The organism is Methylobacterium frigidaeris (assembly GCF_022179185.1).
Taxonomy (GTDB): Bacteria; Pseudomonadota; Alphaproteobacteria; order Rhizobiales; family Beijerinckiaceae; genus Methylobacterium; species Methylobacterium frigidaeris.
Genome location: NZ_BPQJ01000004.1, coordinates 288,211 through 312,233 on the forward strand (window position 1 = coordinate 288,211; position 24,023 = coordinate 312,233).

The 24,023-nt window shown below is 73.2% G+C and carries 19 protein-coding genes and 1 pseudogene; 14 read left to right on the top strand and 6 right to left on the bottom strand.

What is annotated here, in order from left to right:
* Positions 1 to 7: 7 nt before the first annotated feature.
* Positions 8 to 934, bottom strand: a complete 927-nt coding sequence (locus MFF64_RS06505; RefSeq protein ID WP_099908345.1) for a LysR family transcriptional regulator — start codon at positions 932 to 934, stop codon at positions 8 to 10.
* Between the two features lie 197 nt (positions 935 to 1,131).
* Here MFF64_RS06505 and MFF64_RS06510 point away from each other — a divergent pair, with 197 nt between their 5' ends.
* From MFF64_RS06510 to MFF64_RS06520, 3 genes are all read left to right on the top strand, one after another.
* The gene (locus MFF64_RS06510) at positions 1,132 to 2,037 is read left to right on the top strand and encodes a fructose-bisphosphatase (RefSeq protein ID WP_099908339.1); all 906 of its coding nucleotides are present in this window, start codon (positions 1,132 to 1,134) and stop codon (positions 2,035 to 2,037) included.
* A 6-nt stretch (positions 2,038 to 2,043) separates the two neighbouring features.
* On the top strand, positions 2,044 to 2,904 hold the full coding sequence (locus MFF64_RS06515; RefSeq protein WP_099908342.1) for a phosphoribulokinase: 861 nt from the start codon (positions 2,044 to 2,046) through the stop codon (positions 2,902 to 2,904).
* A gap of 106 nt (positions 2,905 to 3,010) precedes the next feature.
* Positions 3,011 to 4,231: a sensor histidine kinase gene (locus tag MFF64_RS06520; RefSeq protein ID WP_238190108.1), complete on the top strand. Its 1,221-nt coding sequence runs from the start codon at positions 3,011 to 3,013 to the stop codon at positions 4,229 to 4,231.
* A gap of 151 nt (positions 4,232 to 4,382) precedes the next feature.
* Here MFF64_RS06520 and MFF64_RS06525 read toward each other — a convergent pair whose 3' ends face one another.
* Positions 4,383 to 5,912 carry a sensor histidine kinase gene (locus tag MFF64_RS06525; RefSeq protein ID WP_099905565.1) on the bottom strand — a complete coding sequence of 510 codons (1,530 nt, stop codon included), beginning with the start codon at positions 5,910 to 5,912 and terminating at the stop codon, positions 4,383 to 4,385.
* Between the two features lie 349 nt (positions 5,913 to 6,261).
* Here MFF64_RS06525 and MFF64_RS06530 point away from each other — a divergent pair, with 349 nt between their 5' ends.
* From MFF64_RS06530 to MFF64_RS06540, 3 genes are read left to right on the top strand one after another with little or no spacing between them, the layout of a single operon-like run.
* Positions 6,262 to 6,717 (top strand): (2Fe-2S)-binding protein, encoded by a 456-nt coding sequence (locus MFF64_RS06530; RefSeq protein ID WP_099905560.1) that lies wholly within the window; start codon positions 6,262 to 6,264, stop codon positions 6,715 to 6,717.
* Positions 6,718 to 6,730: 13 nt separating this feature from the next.
* Positions 6,731 to 8,935: a xanthine dehydrogenase family protein molybdopterin-binding subunit gene (locus tag MFF64_RS06535; protein WP_099905562.1), complete on the top strand. Its 2,205-nt coding sequence runs from the start codon at positions 6,731 to 6,733 to the stop codon at positions 8,933 to 8,935.
* Between the two features lie 40 nt (positions 8,936 to 8,975).
* Complete coding sequence (locus MFF64_RS06540; RefSeq protein WP_099905563.1) at positions 8,976 to 9,695, top strand: uracil-DNA glycosylase family protein; 720 nt, start codon at positions 8,976 to 8,978, stop codon at positions 9,693 to 9,695.
* A gap of 115 nt (positions 9,696 to 9,810) precedes the next feature.
* Here MFF64_RS06540 and MFF64_RS06545 read toward each other — a convergent pair whose 3' ends face one another.
* Positions 9,811 to 10,440, bottom strand: coding sequence for a L,D-transpeptidase (locus MFF64_RS06545; protein ID WP_238190110.1), 630 nt, complete (start codon positions 10,438 to 10,440; stop codon positions 9,811 to 9,813).
* Positions 10,441 to 10,549: 109 nt separating this feature from the next.
* A complete protein-coding gene (locus MFF64_RS06550) occupies positions 10,550 to 12,652 on the bottom strand; it encodes a prolyl oligopeptidase family serine peptidase (protein WP_238190112.1) in 2,103 nt (700 codons plus the stop codon).
* A gap of 176 nt (positions 12,653 to 12,828) precedes the next feature.
* Here MFF64_RS06550 and MFF64_RS06555 point away from each other — a divergent pair, with 176 nt between their 5' ends.
* On the top strand, positions 12,829 to 13,980 hold the full coding sequence (locus MFF64_RS06555; RefSeq protein ID WP_238190114.1) for a ceramide glucosyltransferase: 1,152 nt from the start codon (positions 12,829 to 12,831) through the stop codon (positions 13,978 to 13,980).
* A 456-nt stretch (positions 13,981 to 14,436) separates the two neighbouring features.
* On the opposite strand, the gene MFF64_RS06560 is transcribed toward MFF64_RS06555, so the two are convergent.
* Positions 14,437 to 14,832 (bottom strand): PilZ domain-containing protein, encoded by a 396-nt coding sequence (locus tag MFF64_RS06560; protein ID WP_099903343.1) that lies wholly within the window; start codon positions 14,830 to 14,832, stop codon positions 14,437 to 14,439.
* Between the two features lie 202 nt (positions 14,833 to 15,034).
* Between MFF64_RS06560 and MFF64_RS06565 the strand changes: the two genes are divergently transcribed.
* The 6 genes and pseudogenes from MFF64_RS06565 (at position 15,035) to MFF64_RS06580 (ending at position 21,868) form a co-directional block, all read left to right on the top strand.
* Complete coding sequence (locus MFF64_RS06565) at positions 15,035 to 17,824, top strand: PAS domain-containing hybrid sensor histidine kinase/response regulator (protein WP_238190117.1); 2,790 nt, start codon at positions 15,035 to 15,037, stop codon at positions 17,822 to 17,824.
* A 91-nt stretch (positions 17,825 to 17,915) separates the two neighbouring features.
* Positions 17,916 to 18,050: a hypothetical protein gene (locus MFF64_RS37805; protein WP_273557142.1), complete on the top strand. Its 135-nt coding sequence runs from the start codon at positions 17,916 to 17,918 to the stop codon at positions 18,048 to 18,050.
* Positions 18,051 to 18,088: 38 nt separating this feature from the next.
* The gene (locus MFF64_RS06570) at positions 18,089 to 18,556 is read left to right on the top strand and encodes a hypothetical protein (protein WP_238190119.1); all 468 of its coding nucleotides are present in this window, start codon (positions 18,089 to 18,091) and stop codon (positions 18,554 to 18,556) included.
* 587 nt (positions 18,557 to 19,143) lie between these two features.
* Positions 19,144 to 19,647 (top strand): annotated as a pseudogene (locus MFF64_RS39015) (cellulose biosynthesis cyclic di-GMP-binding regulatory protein BcsB); the annotation flags it as partial.
* Positions 19,648 to 20,107: 460 nt separating this feature from the next.
* The gene (locus tag MFF64_RS38130; RefSeq protein ID WP_369010712.1) at positions 20,108 to 20,416 is read left to right on the top strand and encodes a glycosyl hydrolase family 8; all 309 of its coding nucleotides are present in this window, start codon (positions 20,108 to 20,110) and stop codon (positions 20,414 to 20,416) included.
* 696 nt (positions 20,417 to 21,112) lie between these two features.
* Positions 21,113 to 21,868: a hypothetical protein gene (locus MFF64_RS06580; RefSeq protein ID WP_099906019.1), complete on the top strand. Its 756-nt coding sequence runs from the start codon at positions 21,113 to 21,115 to the stop codon at positions 21,866 to 21,868.
* A gap of 306 nt (positions 21,869 to 22,174) precedes the next feature.
* Here MFF64_RS06580 and MFF64_RS06585 read toward each other — a convergent pair whose 3' ends face one another.
* Positions 22,175 to 22,567 (bottom strand): hypothetical protein, encoded by a 393-nt coding sequence (locus MFF64_RS06585; protein ID WP_099906021.1) that lies wholly within the window; start codon positions 22,565 to 22,567, stop codon positions 22,175 to 22,177.
* Between the two features lie 34 nt (positions 22,568 to 22,601).
* Between MFF64_RS06585 and MFF64_RS06590 the strand changes: the two genes are divergently transcribed.
* Entirely contained in the window at positions 22,602 to 23,747 is a 1,146-nt protein-coding gene (locus MFF64_RS06590) for a response regulator (RefSeq protein ID WP_099906023.1), read from the top strand.
* Positions 23,748 to 24,023: the final 276 nt, after the last annotated feature.

Genomic DNA, 24,023 nt, shown 5'->3' on the forward strand with positions numbered 1-24,023 from the left:
ATCGCCGTCAGCCGGCGGGGTCAGGGAGGTCCGGCAGCCAGGCGGCGCCCTCCTGCACCAGGAAGTCCCAGAACGCCTGGCCGGCGGGGCTCAGCACCTTGTCGGCCCGGCGGACCGAGAACCAGTCGCGGCGGATCGGCAGGCCTTCGACGTCGAGGAGCACCAGGCGGCCATCCGCCACCTCGGCCGCCACGGTGTGGCCCGAGATCAGCGCGACGCCCAAGCCCGCCATCACGGTCTGCTTGATGGTCTCGTTCGAGCCGCTGTCGATGCCGATGCGGGCGCGCCGGATCAGCAGGCCGGTCATGAACTCCTCGAACACCGTGCGGGTGCCCGAGCCGTATTCCCGCACCAGGAACGGCTCCTCGGCCAGCTCCGCCCGGGTCAGGCCGCGCCGCTTGGCGAACCGGTGGTCGGGGGCGGCGATCACCACCAGGGGATGGGGTCCGAAGCTCTCGGCGGCGATCGGGAAATCCCGGGGCGGGCGGCCCATCAGGGCGAGGTCGACCCGGTAGTCGCGCAACGACTCGACGGTGGCGCCCCGGTTGCCGACCACCAGGTCGATCTCGATCCCCGGGTGGGTCCGGGCGAAGCCGCCGACGATCCGGGGCGCGAAGTACTTCGCCGTCGAGACCACGCCGAGCGAGACCCGGCCGCCCTGGCCGCCGCGCAGGGTCCGCAGCCGCTCGGTGCAGGTCTCCAGCACGGTCCCGATGCTGTCGATGGCCCAGAGCAGCTCGCGGCCGGCATCGGTGGGCTTCAGGCCCGCATGGGTGCGGTCGAACAGGAGCAGGCCGATCTCGTCCTCGAGCCCCTTGATCCGCGCCGTCAGGGCCGCCGGGGTCACGTTCAGCTCCTGCGCCGCCCGGGTCATGGTGCCGAGCCGCGCGATCGCCGCCACGGCGTGGAGCTGCTTGAGGGAGAGGTTGCGAATCCGGTCCTGCGCCATCCGGTCCTCGGCCGTCGGCCGTGAGCGTGCGAAAGACCCCGATCCGACATCGCCGCCGGCGCCGGCGCATCCCGTACTTCGGGACAGGGTGACGGACCCCGGGCCCGGCGCCTAAGCTGCAGGCGAGACCACTGGCAGGTCCAGTTGGGATATTATTCCTGGGGCATTCTCGGGGATCGCACATGCTTCTGAGCGCCCGCATCAATGCGCGCCCGACGCGGCGCCCGCCGGCCGCCGCGTCGGTGCTCGCTGCCCTCACGGCCGCCGCCGCCGCGACCGCCGGGGTGATCGCGGCGATCCCCGGAGATCCGAGGGCCGCCGCGCGGCGGATCTTCGCCGAGGCCCTGCGCGGGGCCGACATCGCGGCGATCGCCTGGCGCGACGGGGAGCGGCCGGAACGCCGCGTGCCCGGGGCCGCCTTCGTCCTCGCCCTCTGCCCGCTCGAGGGGGCAGACGACCTCGAGGGCGGGATGCCGGCCGGGACGCTCTTCTCCCTGCGTCCGGCCGGGCCGGACCCGGAAGCGGCCTTCCTGGCGCCCGGCCGGACGCAGGTCGCAGCGGGCTTCGTCGTCTACGGCCCGCGCACCCTCCTGACCCTGACCGACGGCACGGCGACCACGACGCGGATCCTCGATCCGCAGAGCGGCGCCTTCCGGCCGCCTGCCGCACTCCGCGTGCCGCAGGCGGCCCGCCGCGGCGGCGAAGCTCCGCGGGGTGCGGATGGAGGCCAGGCCGGCGCCTCCCCTGCTTGCGCGTCTCCTGCTTGCACTTGCCTCGCGGCCGGCGCCCAGCGGGTGCTGACCCGCGGCGGGCTGCATCTCCGTCCGGCGGATCCTCGCCCGGATGCGGGAATCCGGCTCGTCCACGAGGCGGCGCCGATCGCGCTGGCGATCGAGGCCGCCGGCGGGGCCGCCACCGACGGGCGCGGGCGCGCGATCCTCGACCTCGCCGCCGGCAACCTCGACCGATGCACGCCCCTCGCCATCGGGCCGGCCCGGGAGGTGGCGGACCTCGCCCGCCGCCTCGAGGCGGACCGCGACGCCGGGGGCTCGCCGCTCTTCGCCTCCCGCGGGCTGCTGCGGGCCTGACCGGCGGTGTCGGCGCTCCACCCCATCGTGTCGGTCACCGGGTCGTCGGGCTCCGGCACCACCTCGGTGCGCAACACCTTCGAGCAGATCTTTCGCCGCGAGGGCGTGGCGGCGGTGTTCATCGAGGGCGATGCCTTCCACGCCCTCGACCGGGCGGCGATGCGCGAGGCGATGGTCCGCGAGCCGACCCTGAGCCATTTCGGCGAGCGGGCCAACCTGCTGCCCGAGCTCGAGGCGGTGTTTCGCGAGTACGCCGCCTCGGGACGCGGCCGCACCCGGCACTACGTGCACGATGCCGAGGATGCCGCGCGCTTCCAGGCCGAGCCCGGCACCTTCACGCCCTGGGAGGCGTTTCCCGAGGGCTCGGACCTCCTGTTCTACGAGGGCCTGCACGGTGCGCTCGCCAACGAGCGGGTCGACATCGCCGGGCAGGCCGACCTCAGGATCGGCGTGGTGCCGGTGATCAACCTGGAGTGGATCCAGAAGCTCCACCGCGACAAGGCAGCGCGCGGCTACTCGACCGAGGCGGTGACCGACGTGATCCTGCGCCGGATGCCCGACTACGTCACCACCATCTGCCCGCAATTCACCAACACGGACATCAACTTCCAGCGCATCCCGACGGTCGACACCTCGAACCCGTTCGTCGCCCGCTGGATTCCGACCGCCGACGAATCGATGGTGGTGATCCGCTTCCGCGACCCGAAGGGCATCGACTTCCCCTACCTGATCTCGATGATCGCCGGCAGCTTCATGTCGCGGGCGAACTCGGTGGTGATCCCCGGCGGCAAGCTCGACCTCGCGATGCAGCTGATCCTGACCCCGATGATCCTGCGCCTGGTCGAGCGCCGGCGCTGCCTGCTCTAGTGGAGCCCGTGCGGGCTCGGCTTGTACTCGGGGCAGGATGGCGTAAGAGTCCGGCCATCCGACGTGCCTTGGGGGAAGGCACCTCGTGTTACGAGAGTCCCGGTGGATGGCGAGTGACGGGTCGATCCGCGAGGCGCACGAGGCCGGGAGCGGCCGGGCGGAGCTGCCGTACCGGCTGCGGCAGCAGGCGTTGATGGGCGCCTTCGCCCGGATGGCTTTGCAGACCCGCGACCTCGACGCGCTCCTGCGGCGCGCGAGCGAGCTCTGCGCCGAGGGCCTGAGCGCCGCGTGCTGCCAGGTGCTGGAATACCGCGCCCATGACCACGCCTTCGTGATCCGGGCCTGCACCGGCCTCGGGGATGATCGCGTCGGGACGGACCTGACGGCGGGGGACGAGGCCACGCCGGCCTCCTACGCCTTCCGCACCGGCGCCGGCGTGCTCGCCAACGGGATCCGGCCCGGGGCCGAGCACGACGGCGCGCGCTTCCACCCGCCGGAGGGCTTGCACCTGCCGGAGGGCCCGGCGCCCGCCGGCCTCTGCCACACGGTCAACGTGCCGATCGCGTTGGGCGACGAGAGTCGGCGCGCCTACGGCGTGCTCGAGGCCTGGGGCACCGAGGGCCACGGCTTCGACCGCGCCGACCAGGAATTCCTCGCCGGCTTCGCCGGGCTGATCGGCATCGCGGTCGAGCGCCACCAGGGCGATGCGCGCCTGCGCCACGCCCTCGACCATCAGGTGCAGCTCACCCGGGAGATGAGCCACCGGGTCAAGAACAGCCTAGGCGTCGTGGCGGGCCTGCTGCGTCTCCAGGCGCGCGATGCTCAGTCCGATGAGGTGCGCCACGCCCTTGAGGATGCGGGCGCGCGCATCGCCACCGTGGCCGAGGTGCACGACCACCTCTGGCGCGGCATCCACCAACTCGGCATGGTCGAACTGGCGGATTTCCTGCGCGAGCTGGTGGCGAAGCTCCAGGAGGAGGCGCCGGGCCACGACCTCGCCTGCGAGGCCGACCCGAAGGTGATCAGCGCCGACCAGGCGATCCCGATCGGCCTCGTGGTCAACGAACTGGTGACCAACGCGGTCAAGCACGCCTACCCGCAGGGCACCGGGCCGGTGCGGGTCGCGCTCTCGGTGCGGGCCGACGGCCTGCGCCTCACCGTCCGCGACGACGGCGTCGGCCTGCCGCCGGGCTTCGACGTGACGGTGCGCCAGCGCTCGCTCGGCCTCAAGATCATCGCGAGCCTGATCCGCCAGCTCGACGGCCGGCTGAGCACCGAGGGCGGTGGGACGGGGGCGCGTTTCGTGCTGGACATTCCGCTGGCCTGACGGCTGACGCCGTCATGGCGAAAGGGGTGTGCGGCTCCCCTGTCCCGGATCTCCTTCCGCTGACACTACGATCGTCCGGGAAAGGGGAGGGTGTTACGATGCCCTCCGGTCGATGTCATCGCGATCATCACACGGGGAACTTGCGGACCCCTCACGCCGCCCGCACCGGGCGCACCGGGACATCCTCCGCCAGCGCCGGCAGCGCGTCCATCACTCGGGTCGCCGGGAAGGTGACGATCACCTCGGTGCCCTCCCGCGGGCGCGACTTGAGCTGGAAGCCGCCGCCATGCAGGTCGACGAGGCCCTTCACGATCGGCAGGCCCAAGCCCGAACCCTGCTCGGCGGTCTTGATCGCGAGCGACCCGCGTCCGAAGGACGACATCACGGTCGGGATCTCGTCCTCGGGGATGCCCGGGCCGGTATCCTTCACGCTGACATACTGGCCCCCCGACGAGGTCCAGCCGACCTTGATGGTGATCTCGCCCCCCGGCGGCGTGAACTTGACCGCATTCGACAGGACGTTGAGCACGATCTGGCGCAGGGCCCGCTCGTCGGCCCAGAGCCGCGGCAGGGTGGGGTCGATCAGCTCGCGGAAGGTCTGGTTCTTGGCCCGGGCCCGCAGCGTCATCATGTGCCGGCTCTCCTCGACCACGTAAGCGAGCTGCAGGGCCTCCTCGTTGAGCTCGTAGCGCCCGGCCTCGATGCGCGAGAGGTCGAGGATCTCGTTGATGAGGTTGAGGAGGTGCAGGCCGCTGTCGTGGATGTCGGTGGAATATTCCCGGTAGGAGGCCGAGGAATGCGGGCCGAACACCTCGTTCTTCATCACCTCCGAGAAACCCAGGATGGCGTTGAGCGGCGTGCGCAGCTCGTGGCTCATGGTGGCGAGGAAGCGCGACTTGGCGAGGTTGGCCTCCTCGGCCCGCCGGCGCGCCTCGTCGGAATTGGCCTTCGCCTGCTCCAGCTCGCCGAAGATCGCGTCCTTCTCGGCCCGCGATTGCAGCGCCGAGACCGTCGAGGTGTGCAGGTGGTTCGACAGGAACAGGAAGAACAGCTGCGCGCAGACCGCCATGCCGACGAGCAGGATCGATTCCGCCTCGCGCGACAGGCACAGGAGCGCGGCGGTGGCGGCGCTGAGCGGCAGAAGGCCCGCATAGGCGCCGAGCGGCACCGTGGCGGCGAGCATCGTGGTCACGGCGGCCACGATGACGAGGACGAACATCACGAAGGTGCGGGCGTTCGCCGCCTCGACCTGGAATAGCATCAGCACCAGGAGCGCCCAGGCGACGCTCTGGACCACTTCGCCCATGATCACCCGCCGGCGCGAGGCCGGCAGCGACAAGGCCTCCGGGTCCTGCCGCAGGAAGGAGCGGGACAGTGCGGTGTTCGCCGCGATCACCGCGAGCACGCCGGCGCACCAGGCGCCGCTCAGCAGGGCCGGGGCCCAGAACACCGAGGCCGCCGCGATGCAGCAGGCCAGCACCACCAGCGGCAGGAAGGCGCCGATCCGGTACTGGGCGTAGACGCGCAGGAGCTCGTAATCGAAGGCGCGTTCGAGCCCGATCGAGGAGGTCAGCCGCTCGCGGGCGGAGCGCACGTCCCGCGCGACCTTGCGCCGCCGGGCCGCCTCCTCCGCCGTCGGGCCGCGCCCGCGCTGAACCATTTCCGCCGTGACTTCGGACATCGCGATCGGGTCGTGCCGCTCCCTCGCCGCCATCGAGCATTCTCCGACGGAGCGGAGACCGAACCGTCGTGGAAAATGCGGCAAAAACAACGACTTGGAGCATCGCTCGATCGCAGTGCGATCGGACGGTGCTCCAGACCGTCGGCCGGTCCGGGAGAGGCTGACCGAAGTTCGTTAAGGTCCTCCTGCCGAAACCCCACGAATGCGACGCATCGGCTCGTCTCGCCCTGCCCCTGCGGCACGCGAGGGCGGGTGCGCTGGCGCACATCGGCCATGCTTGCCCAGGGTACAGGAGCAGCCGCACACAAGAAGTCCTGGAACCATTCCAGCCTCTCGTCGGAAGCGCACGATGACGAAGCTCACCCTCAACGGCCGGTCCTACGAGGTCGACGCCGATCCCGAGATGCCGCTCCTCTGGGCGATCCGCGACCACCTCGACCTCACCGGCACCAAGTATGGTTGCGGCATCGCGCAATGCGGCGCCTGCACGGTCCATCTCGACGGGCAGCCGGTGCGCTCGTGCCAGACCCGCCTCGGCGATGTCGGCGAGGCCAAGATCACCACCATCGAGGGGATCTCCGGCCCGGTGGCCGAGGCGGTCCGGACTGCCTGGCGCAGCCTCGACGTGGTGCAGTGCGGCTACTGCCAGTCGGGCCAGATGATGTCGGCGATCGGCCTGCTGTCCGAGAACAGGAAGCCGAGCGACGCCGACATCGACGCCGCCATGGACGGCAATGTCTGCCGCTGCGGCACCTACCAGCGCATCCGGGCGGCGATCCACGACGCCGCCCGCTCCCTCGCCTGACCGGGACGCCGCCATGCTCAACCACAGCCTCAAGACGCGCGACGTCGGCCTCTCCTCCCGCCGCGCCTTCCTGCGCGGCACCGCCGCCGCCGGCGGCGCCCTGGTGATCGGCCTCACCCTCGACCCCAGGGGCGCGCGGGCCGCGGGCGGCCCCGACCTGTCCAAGGCTCCGGCCAAGCCCAACGCCTTCGTGCGCATCGCCGCCGACGACACCGTGACGGTGGTGATCAAGCACCTCGACATGGGCCAGGGCAACACCACGGGCCTCGCCACCATCGTGGCCGAGGAACTGGACGCCGACTGGGCGCAGATGCGCGCGGTCTTCGCCCCGGCCGATGCCAGCCTGTACAACAACCTCGCCTTCGGGCCGATCCAGGGTACCGGCGGCTCGACCGCGGTGGCGAATTCCTGGATCCAGCTGCGCAAGGCCGGCGCCGCCGCCCGCGCGATGCTGGTCGCCGCCGCGGCCCAAGAGTGGAAGGTCTCAGCCACCGAGATCACCATCGACAAGGGCGTGCTGCGCCACGCGAGCGGCAAGGAGGCCCGCTTCGGCGCCTTCGCCGCCAAGGCGGCGACGCAGGCCATCCCCGAGAACCCGACGCTGAAGGACCCCTCGGCCTTCCGGCTGATCGGCACCAAGCTGCCGCGGCTCGATTCGCACGCGAAGACCGATGGCAGCGCGCAATACGCCCTCGACGTGCGCCGGCCGGGCCAGCTCACGGCCCTCGTCGCCCGGGCGCCCCGCTTCGGCGCGACGCTGAAGAGCGTCGACGACGCGGCCGCCAAGGCGGTGCCGGGCGTGGTGCAGATCGTGAAGATCCCGAGCGGCGTCGCGGTGGTGGCGCGTGACACCTGGTCGGCGATGAAGGGCCGCGAGGCCCTGACGCTCACCTGGGACGATGCCGGCGCCGAGCGCCAGTCCACGGAATCGCAACAGGCCGCCTACAAGGCGATGGCCGACAAGCCCGGCCTCGTCGCCTCGAAGCGCGGGGACGCCGCGGGCGCCATCAAGGGTGCGGCGAAGGTGCTGGAGGCGGAGTTCAGCTTCCCCTACCTGGCGCACGCGCCGATGGAGCCGCTCAACGCCACGATCGAGCGGGCGGCGGACGGCGCCTACGACATCTATGCCGGCTCGCAGTTCCAGACCATCGAGCAGGCGGTGGCCGCCGGCATCCTCGGCACCACGGCCGACAAGATCCGCATCACCACCCTGTGGGCGGGCGGCTCGTTCGGCCGGCGCGCCACGGCCTCGGCCGACTACATCGCGGAGGCCGCCGCGATCCTCAAGGCCACCGGCGAGAAGGCTCCGATCCATCTCGTCTGGACCCGGGAGGACGACATCACCGGCGGCTACTACCGCCCCGCCGCCTATCACCGCATCCGCGCCGGCCTCGATTCCAAGGGGGCCATCACCGGCTGGGAGCATAAGATCGTCGGCAAGTCGATCATCATCGGCACCGCCCTCGAGGCGATGATGGTGAAGGACGGGGTCGACGCCACCACGGTCGAGGGCGCGTCGGACACCCCCTACGCCCTGCCGGCCTACCGGTTCGAGGTCCACAACGCCCGCGAGGGCGTGCCGGTCCTGTGGTGGCGCTCGGTCGGGCACTCGCACACCGCGCAGGCGATGGAGGTGTTCGTCGACGAGCTGGCCCATGCTGCCGGCCAGGACCCGGTGGCCTACCGGCTCGGCCTTCTGAAACAGGCGCCGCGGCTCTCTGCCGCGCTGACGCTGGCGGCCGAGAAGGCGGGATGGAGCGCCCGCGACTCGAAGCCCGGCCGGGGCTACGGCGTCGCCGCGCACGAGTCGTTCGGCTCTTACGTGGCGATGGTGGCCGACGTGACGGCGGAGGCCGGCAAGGTGAAGGTCAACCGCATCGTGGCGGCGGTGGATGTCGGCGTGGCGCTGAACCCGGACATCATCCGGGCCCAGGTCGAGGGCGCGGTCGGCTTCGCGCTCTCGGCGGTCCTGCGCAACCGCATCACCTTCAAGGACGGCCAGGTGCAGGAGACGAACTTCGACTCCTACGAGCCGACCCGGATGAGCGAGATGCCGAAGGTCGAGGTCCACATCGTGCCCTCGGCCGCGGCGCCGACCGGCATCGGCGAGCCCGGCGTGCCGGTGCTGGCCCCGGCGATCTCGAACGCGGTCTTCGCCGCCACCGGGCAGCGCCTGCGCTCGCTGCCGCTCGACCTCACGGCGCTCCGCGGGGTGTGATCGCGCACCACACCCTTAACCACCGCCCTATATGAGGGAGATGACTTCCAGTTTTGGACCCGAGACGACTTCAGGGTGCGGCGCGAGCCGCACCCTTTTTTCATCCGCAGCCCCGAACCCCGATGCGGACTTCACCGAGACGGCCGAGCGCGTGCGCGCCTGCCGGCTCTGCCGCGAGGCGCCGCGCCACGGTCCTCCCCTTCCGGTCGAGCCGCGGCCGATCGTCCAGGGCACGTCCCGCGCCCGGATCTGCATCGCCAGCCAGGCCCCGGGCAACCGGGCGTTCCAGAGCGGCGTGCCGTTCCAGGACCCCTCGGGCAAGCGCCTGCGCGAATGGCTCGGCCTCGACGAGCCGGCCTTCTACGATCCCGACCTGGTGGCGATCGTGCCGATGGGCGCCTGCTTCCCGGGTCACGACGCCAAGGGTGGCGACCTGCCGCCGCGGCGCGAATGCGCCGAGACCTGGCGCGTACCGCTTCTCGCCGGCCTGCCGGACCTCGAGCTGATCCTGCTGATCGGGCAATACGCGCAAGCCTGGCATCTCGGGCGGCAGCCCGGCGGCCTCACCGGCACGGTGGCGCGCTGGCGCGAGATCTTTTCGCACGACCAGCGCCCCCGCCTGCTGCCGCTGCCCCATCCGTCCTGGCGGAACACGCCGTGGTTGAGGAAGCATCCATGGTTCGAGGCGGAGCTGCTGCCGGTGCTGCGGGCCGAGGTGGCGCGGTTGGCCGGGATGGTCGCGCGCGAGCCGTCGCGGTGATCGCCCTGTTCCCCCGGCCGTAGGATGGACATCGATCGGCCCACCGCGGGGGATCACCCCGGGCTCCGCTCTCGCGCCCCGGGATAACCTGGCGAGCGTTGGACCGAACCGTCGCTCAGTACGACGGGCCGTAGGAATAGTAGGGCGCCCCGTAGGGCGACGGGTAGGCCGCCCCGACCGGCTGCCAGCCGTCGTCGCCCCAAGGATCGTAGGAGCGGCCGCGCGAGGCGCGGGCATTCCGCGCGAAGCCCTCCTGATCGAGGCGCTCCCGGGGCGTCCGGGCTTCCCGACGCGGGGTCGCGCGCCCGGCGATGGCGGTCTCGTCGCCGCCGATCACCACCCGGGTGTTGCCCATGCCCTCGGCCTTGACGAGGGCGTAGAGGGTCGCGGCCTTGCCCGGGGCGAGGCGCACGCAGCCATGCGAGGCGGGGGTGCCGAGGCGGCCGGTATGGCTGCTGCCGTGGATGGCGTGGCCGCGACCGGTGAAGAAGATCGCGTGCGGCATCGGCGCGTCGTCCCACTCGCGCGAGCGGTAATCGACCACCATGCGCGAGGGCGAGTAGGCGCCGCGGGGCGTGCTGTAGCCGGCCATGCCGGTGGAGACCGGCCAGTCGTAGAGCGTCTGCCCGTCCCGGGTCACCGTCATCCGCTGGGTCGTCTTGTCGACCCGGATCAGAATTCCGGCCCGCGCCTCACCGATCCCGGCCACGCAAAAGGTGACGAGGAGAAACGCTGCGGCGCGCATCGTGGAGATCCCCTATCCGGCAGGACGCGACGGCATTGTGCCACGCTTCTGTGCCGGGATGACGTGCACGCCGCGCCCAAGGTTCCCGGGTTCGACTGCGCAGGCCCGATCAGGTTCCGGCCACCTCCGGCTCCCAGCCGATCGCCCGGCGCAGGAAAGCGGCGCCAAGCGCCGCGAAGGCGGCGGTCTCGGCGCTGTTCTTGCCATGGGAATGGCCGCCGGCCTCGGGCTCGTAGAAGCGGGCGTCGTAGCCGAGGGCCTGGAGCTTCGCCGCCATCTTGCGGGCATGGCCCGGATGCACCCGGTCGTCCCGCCGTGTCGTAGCGATCAGGATCGGCGGGTAGGGTTTGCCGGCCTCAGCGACGTGATAGGCCGAGATGCGCTGCAGGAAGGCCCAGTCCTCCGGGTTCTCCGGATCGCCGTATTCGGCGATCCAGCTCGCGCCGGCCAGCAGCTTGGTGTAGCGCCGCATGTCGATCAGCGGCACGGTGCAGAACAGCGCGCCGAAGCGCTCCGGATAGCGCGTCAGCATGTTGGCGATGAGGAGCCCGCCGTTCGAGCCGCCCTCGGCGGCGATGCGGCCGGGCCGCGTGACGCCGCGGCGCACCAGGTCGGCGGCCACCGCCGCGAAGTCGTCGTGGGTGAGGGCCTTGCCCTCGCGCCGGCCCGCCTCGTGCCAGCGGGTGCCGAACTCGCCGCCGCCGCGGATATTGGCCACCACCCGCGTGCCGCCCTTGGCGAGCCAGAGCCGGCCGAGCACCGCCGAGTAGCCGGCGAGGTTCGTGACCTGGAAGCCGCCATAGCCCGAGAGGTGCACCGGCGCCTCGCCGGTCTCGCCGGGCGGGCCGGCCTGGACGTAGGGGATGCGCTCGCCGTCGCTCGACACCGCCTCGTGCCGGGTCACCACCAGGCCGTCGGCCTCGAACAGGGCGGGGGCCTGCTTCAGCAGCGTCGGGGCGGCGAGGTCGGGGCGGGTGGTCAGCAGGGTCGATGGCGTGACGGGATCGTTGGCGGCGACGAGCAGGTCGCCGTTCGATTCCTCCTCCTCGCCGTCCATCGACCACACGCTGACGACGCCGAGTTCCGGCAGGCCCGGGATGCGGCTCTCCACCCACCCGCTCTCCGAGGGGGTGAAGACCGGAAACATCGCCTTCAGGTCGTCGAGGACCGAGATGACCAGGTGCCCGCCGGTCCAGAAGAAGCCCTGCAGCGCCCGGCGCGGGCCGGGGGTGAACAGTACCTGGAAGTCCCTGTCCCCAGCCAGGAACGCGTCGAGCCCGATGCCGAGCACGCTGTCGGCCGGATGGGTCGTGCCGCCCACCGCCCACGGCGTGCGGGTGCGAAGGCTGAGGAAGCCGCGGTGCCAATGGGCGTCGGCATCGGTCGGGATGTCGAGGCGGGTCTTCGGCCCGGAGCGGTCGCCGAGGCTGACCGTGCCGTCGAAGAAGCCGGTGCGCTCGACGAAGACCAGGCGTTCGGGCGTCGCCTCCCGGTCCGGGTAGCCGTAGGCGACCATGCTGGTCGGGCCGGCGGAGAAGATCACCGGAGCGTCGATCGGGTCGGTGCCGCGCCGCCACAGCCGCACGGTGCGGGCGTAGCCCGCGGGCGTCGCGTGCTCCGGCCCGCCGAGCGGGCTCGCGAGCAGCAGCGTGTCGGGATCGAGCCAGACCGGGATGCTCTTGGCTTCCGGCAGCGCGAAGCCGTCCGCGACGAAGCGGCGCTCGGCGAGGTCGAACTCGCGCACCACCGTGGCGTCGCCGCCGCCGCGGGAGAGCTGGATCAGGGCTCGGGCATGGCTGCCCGGCAGGCTCGCGGCGGCGCTCCACACCCAATCCTCGCCCTCGTCGCGGGCGAGCGCGTCGAGGTCGAGGAGCACGTCCCAGGCCGGTTCGGCCTTGCGGTACTCGTCCTCCGTCGTGCGCCGCCACAGGCCACGGGGATGCTCGGCATCCTGCCACAGGTTGTAGAGGAAGCCGCCCCGCCGGGTGACGCCCGGGATCTTGTCCGGCCGGTCGAGGGCGGCCTTCAGGCCGTCGCGGTCGGCGGCGGTGCGGCCGTCGGCGTAGGCGGCGAGCGTGTCGGCGTTCTGCGCTTCGACCCAGGCGAGCGCCCGCTCCCCGTCGATCTCCTCGAGCCAGAGATGGGGATCGTCGTCGGGGGCCTGGAGGGTCGGGCGGGGATCGGGGGTCAGCGAATTGGGGGTCAGCGGCATGCCGGGCTCGTCGGTTGGCGGTTGCGCGGGGATCTAGCTGGGCCGGAGGCGGAATCCAGAGTGGTGCCGGACAGGGACACAGGTGCTCAGGGGGCGGCACCGTCATACGGGTGCAACAGCCCGTCTGTTTGAGGGGAGGACAGGGCGCGGGTCGGCACCGGCCCGGGAGGACCCGCATGACCGGTACCGGCATCGCCGCCATCATCTGCCTCGCCCTGACGGTGATCAACCTCGCGAGCCTCGCCATCGCGCTCCGCCGCCTCGGCCGGCCCGATCCGGCCTCGGCCGGGCTCAAGGAGACGCCGGTCACGGTGGTACGGCCGGTGTGCGGCCTCGAGACCTACAGCGAGGAGACGCTGGGCTCAGGGTTCCGCCTCGCCTATCCGAACTACGAGCTGATCTTCTGCGTCGCCCGCGCCACCGACCCGATCGTGCCCCTGGTGGAGCGGCTGATCGCGATGCATCCGGGCGTGCCGGCCCGGCTGATCGTCGGCGACGAGCGGGTGAGCGACAACCCGAAGCTCAACAACTGCATCCGCGGCTGGGACGCGGCGCGCCACGACTGGATCATCCTGGCCGACTCGAACGTCCTGATGCCGCCGGACTACATCCAGCGCCTGCGCGCCGCCTGGCGTCCCGACACCGGCCTCGTCTGTTCGACGCCGGTCGGCACGCGGCCGGGCAGCGTCTGGGCCGAGGTCGAGTGCGCCTTCCTCAACACCCTGCAGGCGCGCTGGCAATATGTCGGCGAGGCGTTGGGCCTCGGCTTCGCGCAAGGCAAGAGCATGCTGTGGTACCGCCCGCTGCTGGAGGCGCAAGGCGGCATCCGGGCGCTCGGCGCCGAGATCGCCGAGGATGCCGCGGCGACCAAGCTGGTGCGGGCGATGGGCCGGCACGTCCACCTCGTCGCCTCGCCCTTCGCCCAGCCGCTCGGGCCGCGGCGGGCCGCCGAGGTGTGGTTGCGCCAGCTGCGCTGGGCGCGCCTGCGCCGCGTCACCTTCCCGCTGTTCTTCGCCCCCGAGATCGGCACCGGCGCGGTGATCCCGATGCTGGCGGCCTACCCGGCCGCGGGCGGGGGGCTCGCCGGCCTCGCGGCGATGCTCGGCACGGCGGCCGTCTGGTACGGCGCCGAGTGGCGGCTCGCCGCCCGCAACGGCTGGCCGCGCTCCTGGCGCTGGCCGCTCGCCTGCCTCGCCCGCGACCTCCTGTTCATCCCGATCTGGCTCGCCGCCTGGGTCGCCCGCGACATCGTCTGGCGCGGCAATGCCATGGACATCCGCACCAAGCCCACCCGCCTCGGCGCCGACGCCCCGGCGACGGTTCCATAACCGCTTGACGGCGGGCGCGGACGGGATCACGCTCCCCTCCATGCTCTCCCGCATCGGCGGCGAGGGCGACACCGACGGAGGGAGGCATGACGCCACCCATGAGACGGGCCGCGACGATCGCCCCGGCACCCGTTCGGGCCGAGGCCTAGCGGCAGATCCTGCGAATGACGGGGCGGAGGCGGCCCCACGGGGCGGTGAAGCCACGCGACGCGTGCGCCTTCCGATGACCGATGAGCCCCGACCTTGGCCGCTTCCGCGCTGCTCTAGGGTAATGCTATGGTTTTGTCTGGCGGCGCTCGGCTGACAATATTACATTGATTGATATCGTTTCATCCTCAGCCTTTCTGAGGTTAGGAACGTCTGTTCCGATGCCGGCAAAGCACGGGATCCCTTCTCCCAGACGCGAGAGGGGAGGTGCGCCCTGCCTTTCTTCGAGCGCCCCACGTGAAAATCGCATCACAGGTCCGGCGCCGTCCAGATCCGCGTCAGGCGTGCCAGGCGCACCAGGGCGTTCTGGAAGCGCTCGGAGGTGTCCTCGACCCGCGCGTGGATCCCGAGCGCGCTCAGGCTGACGACGCGGGCCTCGACCTCGCCGATCGAGGCCGCTTCGACCCGGATCGTGGTGCCTGGGACGAGCAGGGCCGCCGCCACCGGCGCCAGCAGCAGGCCGCCGCGGCTCAGGTTCAGGATCTCGGTGCGGTAGCTCCGGCCGCCATGGCGCAGCCGCGCCGACAGGGTGACGGGCAAGCGCAGGTCGCGCCGCCGCTCGCTGCCGAACCGCGCCTCGGCCGCCACGGCCGTCGACGCCGCGGAAGTCGAACCGATCTGTGGCGTGGTGGACGTAACGTTCATGCCGGTTCTGATCGCAGCGATAGGTTAATCCTCGTTTAATGAATTCATAGTTAACTGTCTTCCGACACGTTTTCGTTCTTTCCCCGAGACCGCCCCGCCATGACGATGGGTCCCGATACAGGTCCGCACCCGGTGGTCCCCCGGGCGCGGACGAGGGCGGTGCGCGGCGCGATGCCGGACGATCGGGATGGGGCGTGACACGATGGGACGTGACAGCGTGAGCCGCGAGGCGCGCGGCTGGCGCGCCGTCTTCGCCCGCCTGTTCGGACGCGGGGCGGCGGGGCGGCTGCTCGCCGGCTGCCCGGACCTCCTCGCCGGGATCGACGGCGCCGGCCGGCTCGTCTCCGCCTCGCCGGCGAGCCGGGCGCTGACGGGCCGCCCGCCCGAAACCCTCAAGGGTCTCACCCTGGCGGAGCTGGTGCATCCTGAGGACCGCGCCGGCGTGGCGGCCCTGCTCGCCGGCGGCGGCGCCCTGGTGCATCGTCTGTCCCATGCCGACGGGCGCTGGATCTGGGTCGAGACCCGCCTGTCTGCGCAAGGACCGCCTTACGTCGCGGCGATCCGCGACGCGGCGTCGCGCCCGGACACGGAAGCCTCGCTCCGCGCGAGCCGGGCGCATTACCGCGCCCTCGCCGACACGCTGCCCCAGCTCGTCTGGATGGAGCGCACCGACACCGGCGACACGGTCTACGCTAACCCGGCCTTCGAGCGCTATTTCGGCGCGATCGGGCCGGGCCGAGCGGCGCGGCAGGACCGCTACCACCCGGACGACCGGCCGCGGATCGACGCGGCCCTGGCGCAAGGGGCTCTGGCAGAGGGCGGCAGCGGCGAGGCGCAGGGCCGCCTGCGCGACCGCGACGGCGCCTATCGCTGGCACCAGCTCTCCTTCCAGCCCCTGCGCAAGGACGACGCGCTCCTCGGCTGGCTCGGCTCGGCTCTCGACATCGACGAGATCCTGGCCGCCCGCAAGGCGCTGGAGGAGACCGGCGACCTCCTGCGCCTCGCCCAGGACGCCGCGGGCGCGGGCCTGTTCGACCTCGACCTCGTCACCCGCGAGGTGACGCTGGCGCCCGAGAGCGCGCGGCTGCACGGGTTCCCCGGCGACCGGCTGGCGGTGATCGGGCTCGGCGCCTGGCTGCGGCGGCTGGTGCCGCAGGACCGCAAGCCGGCGCTCGCGGCCCTGCGCGGCGCGATCGCCGGCGGGGGCACCTTCGACGCCGCCTTCCGGGTCCAGCAGCCCGGTGGCCAGCGCTGGATCCAGGCGATCGGCCGGCTCTGCCGCGACCGGGACGGCCGGGCCCTGCGGGTGACCGGCCTGAACCTCGACATCTCGGCCCGCAAGGACGCCGAGGCCGGGCTCGTCGCCGCCAAGGCCGCCGCCGAGGCTGCCAAGGCCGCCGCCGAGGCTGCCAAGGCCGCCGCCGAAGCCGCCAAGGCCGCGGCCGAGCGGGCGAACGCCGCCAAGACCGATTTCCTCTCGGCGATGAGCCACGAGATCCGCACGCCGTTGAACGCCGTCATCGGCTTCACCGGCCTCCTGGCGCAGGCGGATGGCCTGGAGCCGGAGCTGCGGCGCTATGCCGGCCTCGCCCGCACCTCGGCCGGCGGGCTGCTCACGCTCGTCAACGACATCCTCGACTTCTCCTCGGTCGAGGCCGGGGCGGTGAGCCTGCGCCGGGAGCCGTTCGCGATCGAGGCCCTGGCGGAGAGCTGCCTCGGGGTGGTCGGTGCCGCGGCCGCCGAGAAGACCCTCGCGGTGACGAGCGCCATCGACGCGAGCCTGCCGCGCCACCTTGTCGGCGACGAGGCGCGCCTGCGCCAGATCCTCCTCAACCTCCTCAACAACGCGGTGAAGTTCACCCCCCGCGGTACTGTCGCCCTCTCCTTACGCCACGAGGGCAGCGGCCCGGCCGGGGAGCGGATCCGCTTGTCCGTCGTCGATACCGGCATCGGCATCGCGCCGGACAAGCAGGACCGGCTGTTCGAGCGCTTCTTGCAGGTCGACAGCTCGATCCGGCGCGATTACGGCGGTACCGGTCTCGGGCTGGCCATCAGCCGCCGCCTCGTCGAGGCGATGGGCGGCGAGATCGGGGTGATCTCGCAGGCCGGCCGCGGCGCGACCTTCTGGTTCACCCTGACCCTGCCCCGGGCCGAGGACCAGGCGCTGCCGGAGGCCCGCGCCGCCGTGGCCCCGGGGCGCCCCGGCCGCATCCTCCTCGTCGAGGACATCGAGGTGAACCGCGAGCTGGCCTGCCTGATGCTGCGCAAGGCCGGCCACAGCGTCGACGTCGCCACCGACGGATTCCAGGCGGTGCGGGCGGTCGAGGCCGGGGTCTACGACCTCGTCCTGATGGACGTGCAGATGCCGGGCCTCGACGGCACCATGGCGACCCGGCTGATCCGCTGCCTGCCCGGCGCGGCCGGGCGGGTGCCGGTGATCGCCATGACCGCCAACGTGCTGCCGGACCAGGTCCAGTCGTTTCGCGACGCCGGGATGGACGACCACCTCGGCAAACCCTTTACCCCGGCCGAGCTCACTGCCCGGCTCGCCCGCTGGCTCGATCGCGACTTGTCTCATGGCGACCTGCCCGAGGAGGACGAGCCCGCTCTGCTGGACCAGGCGCTCTACGACGGGGTGCGCGCCTACCTGCCGCCGGAGGCGGTCCGCCGTCTCCTCGGCCACCTCGCCGAGCAGGTCACCGGGGCGCTCACGGGGGAGGGGACAGAGGCCGCCGAGCGGACGCGGCTGCGCTTCGAGGCGCACGGCCTCGTCTCGGCGGCCGGCATGCTCGGCTTCGCGTCCCTCTCCCGGGCCTGCGCCGAGCTGGAATCCTGCTCCGAGGACGAGGTCGCGCGCGATCGTACCGCCTTCGGGATGGCACTCGCCCGGGCCCGCGCCCGCTGCACTGCGGCGGCGCTCGAGACCCGCCGCCTGATCGCGGGGCTGGAGGCGGCTCCCACGATAGCGGCCGGTCTTGGCCGGACGGCCTAATACCGCCGCGCCTTCGAACGGACTCGTTCGGAGGCGCAAGGCAAGCCCGAACGGGCGCCGGCGCTGATGCGCCGGACGCCTTGCCATCGACGTGTCGATCGCAAGGCGCGAGGGTATAAGGTGCGGGTTCAACCTGGTGATCGCCGGCGTGGCGCTCGGCGTCGCGGCCGAGCGGCGCCAGGAGGAGCGCGTGCCCAGCCTGCCGGCCGGCCGGCGCTGGCGGTGATCGGATCCGGGCAGGAGGCGGTGCGAGGGCCGGTCCAAGTGCCGGTCCAAGTGCCGGTGGTCGTCGAGCGGATGAGCACCGAGGCCGCGACCCTGCGCCTGCGCCGAAGCGATGGCGGGTCCTGGCCGGCGATGCCGGAGGGCGGCGTCCTCCAGGCCGCCGCCGGACCGCCCCTGCGCTTCACCCTGCGGGCGGCGCCGGCGCCCGACCTGCGCGTCGTCGCCTTCGCGCCCCTGGCGCCAGCCCAGTACCACACGGTGGCGGGCCTGATGTACGGCGATGCCGGTGCCCTGCGCGGCTTCCTGAAAGGACGCCGGCGCCACCGCGATCTCCTCACCGGTACCCTCCGCTTCCTCGCCTGGGGCATCGCCGAGCCGATGCGGGCCCTGTCCTATCTCGGCAGGCCGCGCCCCGATCCGCGCCGCCGGCCTTGCCCGCGCCCGTGCCGCAGGCGGTGCCGCTGGTGGCCGAGAGACCGGCCGAGAGACCGGAAGTGGCCGCTTTGACGCGCGTCCCGGTCGCCGAGCCGGCCCCGCAGGTGCTTCTCGCCGACGAGATCGCCCGCGAGCGCTCGGGTCCAGCACCCGCGCTCGCCGCTGCTTTGCCTGCGCCGGCCGTCCCCGTCGCGGCGCCTCCGGTGCATGCGCCTGCGGCGGTCGGGCCAGAGCCGCATCCCGCCGCCACAATCCCGGTCCCGGCGCCTGTCCCGGCGTCGGCCCCCGATCCGGCCGCGCCTTCGTCTGAGGCTCCCGTGGACGCGGCCGTCTGGCGGACCGCCATCGCCGGCCTCCCCGCCGCGCCCGACCTCTCCGATCTCGCCGCCGTTCGGCCGGGGTCCGAGGGCGCCGTGCCGATCCGCCCGATCCAGACCGGCGAGCGCCTGTCGGAGCGCCCCGTCGAGGGTCTCATCGCCGGTGCCCAGGCCCTGGCCCTCGCTGGCCGGTTCGGCCAGCCCGCCGTGTCCTTCGCGCCGACGCCCGAATCCGGCGACGGCATCGCCCTGGCCGTGGCCCCGGCGGCCGATCTCGCCCGTAGCCTCGACATTGCGTCCCTCGGCCCCGTCACCGGCCCGCGTCTCGCCCTTCTGCCGGGCATGGCCGGGCGCCGCCCGGTGGTCGTGGTCACGGGGGCTGGCGAGGCCGACGTGACGGCGGCCCTGGCGCAGCTCGGCGAACTGGCCGCGCTGCCGCCGCAGGGCAGCCCGGAGGGCTTGGCGGTCCTTCGGGACGTGGGTGGCCGGCGGATCACCGGCGGCGAGAGCCTGACCCTGGCCGATCTCGGGCTCACCGATGCGGCGATCGGCGGGCGGACCCACCAGCTCACCCTCGATCTGGCTCTGCCGCACGACCTCCTGGCGGCGGATTACGCCAAGATCGCCCTCGACCTCGACGCGACCTACCCGGCCGGCCTCGCGCCCGGCGCGCAGGTCAGCGTGTCGATCAACGGCGAGGCGGCGGGCAGCGTCCCCCTCGGCAAGGCCGGGGGCGAGAGCTTGCGCCGGCGCACGGTGTGCCTGCCGCTGCGCCCGGGCCTCAACCGCATCACCCTGCTCGCCGAGCTGCCGCGGGCCGACGACCGCGCCTGTGCGGCGCCGGCCGGGGCGCGCCTGACCTTGCGCGCCAGCACCCGCCTGACCATCCCCGACCTGGCCCGGATCGCGCGCCAGCCGGATCTCGCCGCCACCGCCGCAGCGGGTTTCCCGTACCGGGCGGGGGCGGAGGGCCGCGCGCCGACCTTGTCCGTGCCCGCCCCCAACCGCGACACCATGGCGGCCGCCGCCACCCTGGCGACGCGGCTGGGCCTCGCCGCGGGCCGGCCGATCCCCTTCGCCTTCGCGGCCGGGCGCAGCGACGTGGTCGGGCCGACCGTGGTGGTGGCGGCCCTGCGCAGTCCCGACGCGCCGCTCCTGAAGGCCGCCGGCCTCGAGCCGCAGGCCCTGCGCGATGCCTGGACGCGACGCGCCGGCCGGCCCCCCGGCGCCGGAGGCGAGCCCGGCCGTCCGCCGCCAGCTCCTCGCCTGGCGCTGGGAGCCCGACCGGCGCCCCGCCGTCGCCGACATGAACGACGCCGCCGACGGCGACCTCCTGGTCGCCTGGGCGCTGGCCGAGGCGGTGGCGCTGTGGAACGACCCCTCGCACCGGGTCGCCGGCCGGGGCATTGCGATCGAGCTCGGGCGCAAGCTGATCCTGCCGCGGGCCGCCCACGGGCCGCTGCTGCTGCCCGGCGTGGCGGGGTCCGCCGCCGAGGACCGCGCCGGCGGCCCGGTGGTCAACCTGTCCTACTGGGTCTTCCCGGCCTTCGACCGGATGCCGCTCCTCGCCCCGAAATTCGACGGGACGGGCTCGACCGCAGCGGCCGCCGGCTGATCCGCGCCGCCCGGTTCGGGTCCGCGCGCCTGCCGAGCGAGTGGGTCTCCCTCGCGGAGGCCGCGCCGAGGCCCGCCGACGGGTTCGCCCCCGACTTCGCCTACAATGCCTGCGCATCCCGCTCTACCTCGCCGTGGCGGGGACGACCGATACCGAGCTCTACGCGCCATTCCTGAGCCTCTGGCCCCGGACCGATGCCGGCAACCTCCCCCTCGTCGACACGGCGAGCGGCAAGGTCACCGCCCGCCTCACCGAATCCGGCTACGGCGCCGTCCCGGCGCTTGCCGCCTGCGCCGCCCGCGGCACGCCGTTCCCGCCCTCGCCGCGCTCAAGACGAGGTATCCCGCATGCGCCCCGCGCTGATCCTCGCCCTTGAACTCGCCTTGAGCCTCGCCGGAGCGGCGGCCGCGGCCGAGACGCGGCCCGACGAGACGGCCGCTCCGCTACTACGCATCCCAGCGCCAGCCCGAGCGGGTCGCGGCCGAGGCCGAGCGCCTGTCGCGTCGCTTCCCGGGCTGGACGCCCCCCGCCGACCTCTGGACTGCCGAGCCAGGGGCGGAAGACGAGGAGGGCTTCTGGGATCTCTTCCATGCCGGCCGCCTCGACGCCCTGCACAAGGCGCTGACTGATCGCGCCCGGACCGAGCCGGGCTGGAAGCCTTCCGGCGCCTTCGCCGGCGCGCTCGCCCGCCGCCAGATGCGCGACGAGGTGCGGGCGCTCGCCAAGGCCGGCCGCTGGTCCGACCTCGCGGGCCTCGCCGACCGGCGCCGGCCGGAGATCGAGGCGGCCGAGGCGGAGGTGGCTTGGAGCATCGCCGAGGCGCTCGTCCGCACCGACCGGGTGCCGGAGGCGATCGCGCTCTTCTCCCGGGGGCTCGCCGCCCCGCGCGCGAGCGCCGACGAGCGCCGGGCCGGCCTCCTGCGGGCGCTGCCGCTGCTGCCGATGGCCGAGATCGACCGCCTCTGCGCGGCGATCCCGGGCGGCGACCTCGCGTCGATCCGCATCGACCTCATCCGTGCCCGCCTCAGCGCGGTCTTGCACGGCGAGGCCGGGCAGGCGGTGGCGCCCGCCGACCTCGCCGCCTTCCAGGCCTATGCGGAGGCGGCGCCCGATCCCAACCAGGCGGCGCTCGTGGCCAGGTACGCCTTCAAGCGCAGCGACCTGCCGGAGGCCCTGTCCTGGTTCAAGCGCGCCGTCGCCCGGGGCGGCGACGCGATGGTGGCGCACGGCCTGGCTCATACCCTGCTGCGCATCGGACTGCGCCGGGAGGCCGAGGACGTGGCCTATGCCTGGCGCGAGCCGCTGGTGAACAACGCGCTCCTGTTCATCGACATCCTGGAGCGGGACCTGACCCGGGCCGTGCCTCCGGCGATCGAGCCCGAGCGCCTGCGCCGTTACGCCGAAATGACCGCCGCCACCGCCTCCGGCGAGGGCGCGCAGGCGCTCGCCTAGTACGCCACCAACACCTGCCGGTTCGACGCGGCGCTCGCCTGGTTACGCCGCGCCGTGGCGTGGTTTCCGAAGGAGGCCACGGTCTACGGCTACGCCCTGGCGCTGCAGCGGGCGGGCCAGCAGCGCGCCTTCGTGGCGGTCGTCAACCGCTACGACGGGCTGTTTCCGCGGGTGGTCGGCTTGCTCTTCGCCCCTCGCTCCGACGCTCCGGCATCCCGTCCGGCGGAGCCGTTCGCCCGCAGCGCCTATCTCGACCTCGCGCCCCGCTCCGACCCTGGCTTCAAAGCCGATGCGCACGGCCGCGTGCTACAGCCCGACGCCCTTGAGGCCCCGGCCGCGCCGCTCGTGCGCCGCAGCGACTTCCCGGTCGCGGTGACACCGGACAATGACCTGCTCGCCGCGCCCACCGGCAGCCCGTTCGCGACCGTCGCCCTCGCGCCGGCGCGTCCCACCGGCCGCCTGCCCCCTGGCGCCGCGATCCTGCCGCCCGAGGCCACCCGCGGCCGGCCCCGCGTCCATGACAGACTGCCTCTCGTATTCGCCCGAGCGGAGTACCCGATGAGCCTGCGCCTTCTCGTGGTCGAGGACGATCCCATCTTCCAGGACCTCGTGCGTGCCCTGTGCGAGCGCCGGGGCGACAGCGTCGACGTGGCCTCGGACGGCTTCCTCGGCCTGCGCCTCCTGAGCGAGCGCCGCCACGACGTGGTGATGATTCGACTACCACCTGCCCGAGATGGACGGCTACGCCTTGGCGCGGCTGATGCGCGAGATCTCCCGCCCGGGGGACAGGGTGCGGTTGATCGGGGTGACGGCCGACCGGCACGGCCCCGCCTCCCGGCGGGGCGTCGATGCCCGGTTCGACACCATCCTGGTGAAGCCCCTCGACCCGCAGGCGCTCTATGCCGCCCTCGACCGGCTGACCCGCCCGGAGGCCCCGGCGCCGGAGACCGGCGCCGACGCGGTTTGGCGCCGCTTCGGCCTGAGTGGCCGGCCCAGGGTTCTGATCTGCCCGACCCCGGGCGCCGCCGAGGCCGCAGCCTTCAGCCAGGCCTTCGTGCCGGTGGCGTGCGCCGCCGAGGCCGACCTGATCCTCCTGAGCGGCAAGGTCGGGTTACCGGGTTTGCGCGCCGCCCGGGCCGGGACGCCGACCAGGCCGGTGCCGAGCGTCGACCTCGCCGGCCGCCTCGCCGGTGCCTGCGACGTGGCGTTCCGTGTTGGCGAGCCCGCCTCCTGGGCGGCCGTGGCGGAGGCCTGCACCGGCTTCTCCGCACGCCGCGCCGGCCTCGCATCAGGGGAGGGACCGGCCGACCCCGTCACTCATCTCCTCGCGCTGCTCCACGCCTCCGCCCGCGACCTGCCGCTGGCGGGAGGGGAGGGTGGGCTCGTCGACGAGTGCGGCCTGTCGCCCGCCGCCCTGATGGCCGCGGTGCTGATCCTCACCGAGGCGGGGGCGCTCTCCTGCGTGGCGGCCGGCACTGGGGTGAGCGTGCGCCTGACCGAAGCCGCGATCCGCGCGGCGACTACGGGCATCCTCCCGGGAGCGCCCCGCCGCCCGGCGGAGCCCCCACGCCCGCCGGTGCTCGACGCACACAAGACCGCCGAGCTCACCCGCCTGATCGGCGAGGCGGAGGTCGGCCGCCGGCGCGACCGGCTGATCGGGCAGCTCGCCACCGCCTTCGCGCCGCAGACCGACCTCGCGACACTGGCCCACGAGGCCCACCTCATGATGGCGATGGCCGGAAGCCTCGGCTTCGAGGATCTGGTGGCCGCCTGCCGTGCGCTCGAGGCCGCCATCACGGCCGGGACCGGCTTGGCTGAAGCCGTAACCGAGGCCCGCCGCGCCGTCGCCGATGCGCGCAGCCATTGTGCGGCCGCCTGATTCCGGCAGGGGAGGGGACCCGGGGAATGGGGTCTCCGTCGCGAGAGCGTCACAAAGGAGTTGACGAGGCAAATTCCCGAGCCTATACGACCACCCATCGGCGCCGGCCGCTCCTGCGGACCGGGCGCTGAGACGTCTTCTGCACAGTCTGGGCCAGCGAGCCTGACCTTGGTCAGGCACTGGTCCTGTTGTCGCCGATGATCGCCGGTTCGGGCCGGCCTGCTCTTTGACAAGTTCATCTGAGAAAGAGAAGCGTGGACGGCGTCGTCCCTGCGG

Excerpts from the sequence above, each read along its gene's own strand:
- MFF64_RS06555 (WP_238190114.1), top strand. The coding sequence starts at position 12,829 with ATGACCGGTACCGGCATCGCCGCCATCATCTGCCTCGCCCTGACGGTG.
- MFF64_RS06550 (WP_238190112.1), bottom strand. The coding sequence starts at position 12,652 with ATGCCGCTGACCCCCAATTCGCTGACCCCCGATCCCCGCCCGACCCTC.
- MFF64_RS06540 (WP_099905563.1), top strand. The coding sequence starts at position 8,976 with ATGACTTCCAGTTTTGGACCCGAGACGACTTCAGGGTGCGGCGCGAGC.
- MFF64_RS06510 (WP_099908339.1), top strand. The coding sequence starts at position 1,132 with ATGCTTCTGAGCGCCCGCATCAATGCGCGCCCGACGCGGCGCCCGCCG.
- MFF64_RS06530 (WP_099905560.1), top strand. The coding sequence starts at position 6,262 with ATGACGAAGCTCACCCTCAACGGCCGGTCCTACGAGGTCGACGCCGAT.
- MFF64_RS06565 (WP_238190117.1), top strand. The coding sequence starts at position 15,035 with ATGGGACGTGACAGCGTGAGCCGCGAGGCGCGCGGCTGGCGCGCCGTC.
- MFF64_RS38130 (WP_369010712.1), top strand. The coding sequence starts at position 20,108 with ATGAACGACGCCGCCGACGGCGACCTCCTGGTCGCCTGGGCGCTGGCC.
- MFF64_RS06580 (WP_099906019.1), top strand. The coding sequence starts at position 21,113 with ATGCGCGACGAGGTGCGGGCGCTCGCCAAGGCCGGCCGCTGGTCCGAC.
- MFF64_RS06535 (WP_099905562.1), top strand. The coding sequence starts at position 6,731 with ATGCTCAACCACAGCCTCAAGACGCGCGACGTCGGCCTCTCCTCCCGC.
- MFF64_RS06560 (WP_099903343.1), bottom strand. The coding sequence starts at position 14,832 with ATGAACGTTACGTCCACCACGCCACAGATCGGTTCGACTTCCGCGGCG.
- MFF64_RS06545 (WP_238190110.1), bottom strand. The coding sequence starts at position 10,440 with ATGCGCGCCGCAGCGTTTCTCCTCGTCACCTTTTGCGTGGCCGGGATC.
- MFF64_RS06590 (WP_099906023.1), top strand. The coding sequence starts at position 22,602 with ATGGACGGCTACGCCTTGGCGCGGCTGATGCGCGAGATCTCCCGCCCG.
- MFF64_RS06520 (WP_238190108.1), top strand. The coding sequence starts at position 3,011 with ATGGCGAGTGACGGGTCGATCCGCGAGGCGCACGAGGCCGGGAGCGGC.
- MFF64_RS06525 (WP_099905565.1), bottom strand. The coding sequence starts at position 5,912 with ATGTCCGAAGTCACGGCGGAAATGGTTCAGCGCGGGCGCGGCCCGACG.